Source organism: Nocardioides sp. NPDC057772 (assembly GCF_042798075.1).
Classification (GTDB): Bacteria; Actinomycetota; Actinomycetes; order Propionibacteriales; family Nocardioidaceae; genus Nocardioides.
Genome location: NZ_JBHVKN010000369.1, coordinates 1 through 2,083, shown reverse-complemented (window position 1 = coordinate 2,083; position 2,083 = coordinate 1). Strand labels below are relative to the sequence as shown.

Sequence of the window (2,083 nt, the reverse complement as noted above, 5' to 3'; positions counted from 1 at the left end):
CCTCCGCCTCGTTGCCCTCCTCGACGCGGTAGGTGTAGCCGCACCCGGGGCAGCGGCCGGCCGCCACCTCGTCGTCGAACGTCTGCCGGGTCACGTCGTCGAGCTCCTCGACCACCGTCCCGGCCGGAGGCGGGAACGTGGCGAGCAGCTTGTCGAGCCGGCCGGGGCGTACGTTGGCGAGCCGTACGTCGCCGTCGAAGTGCGCGACCACGCGCTTGTCCATCACCCGGCGCCACAGCGGCGGGATCAGGGCCAGGACGATCATCCCGGCGTAGCCGGTCGGCAGGGCCGGGGACTCCCGGTAGTCACGCAGCGTCTGGTAGCGCCGGGTCGGGTTGGCATGGTGGTCGCTGTGCCGCTGCAGGTGGTAGAGGAGCACGTTCGTGGCGATGTTGTTGGAGTTCCACGAGTGCATCGGCAGCACCCGCTCGTAGCGGCCCGAGGTGGTCTTCTGCCGCAGCATCCCGTAGTGCTCCAGGTAGTTGACGATCTCCAGCAGCGAGAACCCGATGACGGCCTGGAGGATCAGGTAGGGCAAGATCCCGACGCCCAGCCAGAGCGTCATGGCGGTCCACAGCCCTACGCTCATCAGCCACGCGTTGAGGACGTCGTTGCCGAGATGGAACGGGTGGGTGCCCTTCCGCCGGTAGCGCTTGGCCTCCAGGCCCCAGGCGCTCGTGAGCGACCCGGACACGGTGCGGAACCAGAAGCCGTAGAGGTTCTCGCCCATCCGGGACGAGGCCGGGTCCTCCGGCGTCGCGACGCGCACGTGGTGGCCGCGGTTGTGCTCGATGTAGAAGTGTCCGTAGAAGCTCTGCGCGAGCGCGATCTTGGACAGCCAGCGCTCGTGGCTCTCCTTCTTGTGGCCGAGCTCGTGGGCGGTGTTGATGCCGATGCCACCGATGAACCCGATGGTGAGTGCCAGCCCGATCTTGTGCGCCAACGGCCAGTCCTGGGTCGCGATCAGGTACATCGCGAAGACGAACCCGGCGTACTGGATCGGGAGGAACGCGAAGGTGATGTAGCGGTAGTACCGGTCCTCCTCGAGCTCCTCGATGACGTCGTCGGGCGGGTTGGAGCGGTCCAGACCCGCCGCGAAGTCGATGGCCGGGACGATGAGGAGGACGACGATCGGCCCGGTCCACAGGAACACGCCCCAGCCGGTCAGGGCGTAGCCGCCGACCGCGATGAAAGCGAAGGACGGGACCACCAGGCCGAGGAGCCACAGATAGCGCTTCCTGTCCCGCCACCTCTCGGTGGAGCCCCTGTCGACGGTGCCGCTGGCGTCGAGTGTCATCGTGCCTCCTGTGATGCCGGTTACGTCTCTTGTCAGAATGGACGTAAGCAGCCCCAGGAGTCTTTGGGCGATCAGGCCGAATCGATCACCAATTACTGTGCATTTTCACAGTCGCGTTCGCGAGGAAGGCGTCGTGGTAGTCGAGCGCCAGCAGCAGGTCGCCGGCTCGTTCTCGTAGGGGATGCCCGAGAAGCCGCTCGGCCTGGGACACCCGGTAGCGGATCGTGTTCTTGTGGATGCCGAGCCGCTCCGCGAGCCGGTCCGCCGTCTCGCCCGAGGTGAGCACCTCACGCACGGTCTCGCGGAGCCGCCCGTGGGACCGGTCGGCCAGACCGCGCAGCGTCGCCCGGGTGAAGCGCGCGGCGGCATCGGGGTCGTGCGCGACGAGGACCAGAGCGGCCACATCGTCGTAGGCGGTCACCGGCTCGTGCCGACCCGGCGCCAGCGCGACCCGCTGGGCCGCCTGGGCGTCCTGGTGGGCTGCGACGAAGCCGTCCAACCCGCTCCCGCCCACGCCCATCGTCACCCGGACGGATGCCGGATCGATCCCGGTGTCCCTCACGGTCTCGGGCGCTTCTCCGAGCGCGATCCAGGCCCACCTCTGCGGGCCGCCGGGGTTGACCAGCACGGACTGCGGCCGGCCCATCCGGCGGGTGACGGCGGTGAGCGCCGGCTCCAGCTGCTCGATCGAGTCGGCGGAGAGCGCACGCGCGACCAGGGCGACGTGGCCCGGGATGTTGACCGGATGGCAACCTAGGGCGGCGTACAGCTCGGAGGGGGAGACGC

2 protein-coding genes are annotated in these 2,083 nt (G+C 69.0%); both read right to left on the bottom strand.

The window, feature by feature from the left end; translation table 11 throughout:
* On the bottom strand, positions 1–1,297 hold a 1,297-nt coding region (locus ACFVJS_RS27760; RefSeq protein WP_378886768.1), incomplete at its 3' end, for an alkane 1-monooxygenase.
* Positions 1,298–1,382: 85 nt separating this feature from the next.
* On the bottom strand, positions 1,383–2,083 hold a 701-nt coding region (locus tag ACFVJS_RS27755; protein ID WP_378886767.1), incomplete at its 5' end, for a helix-turn-helix domain-containing protein.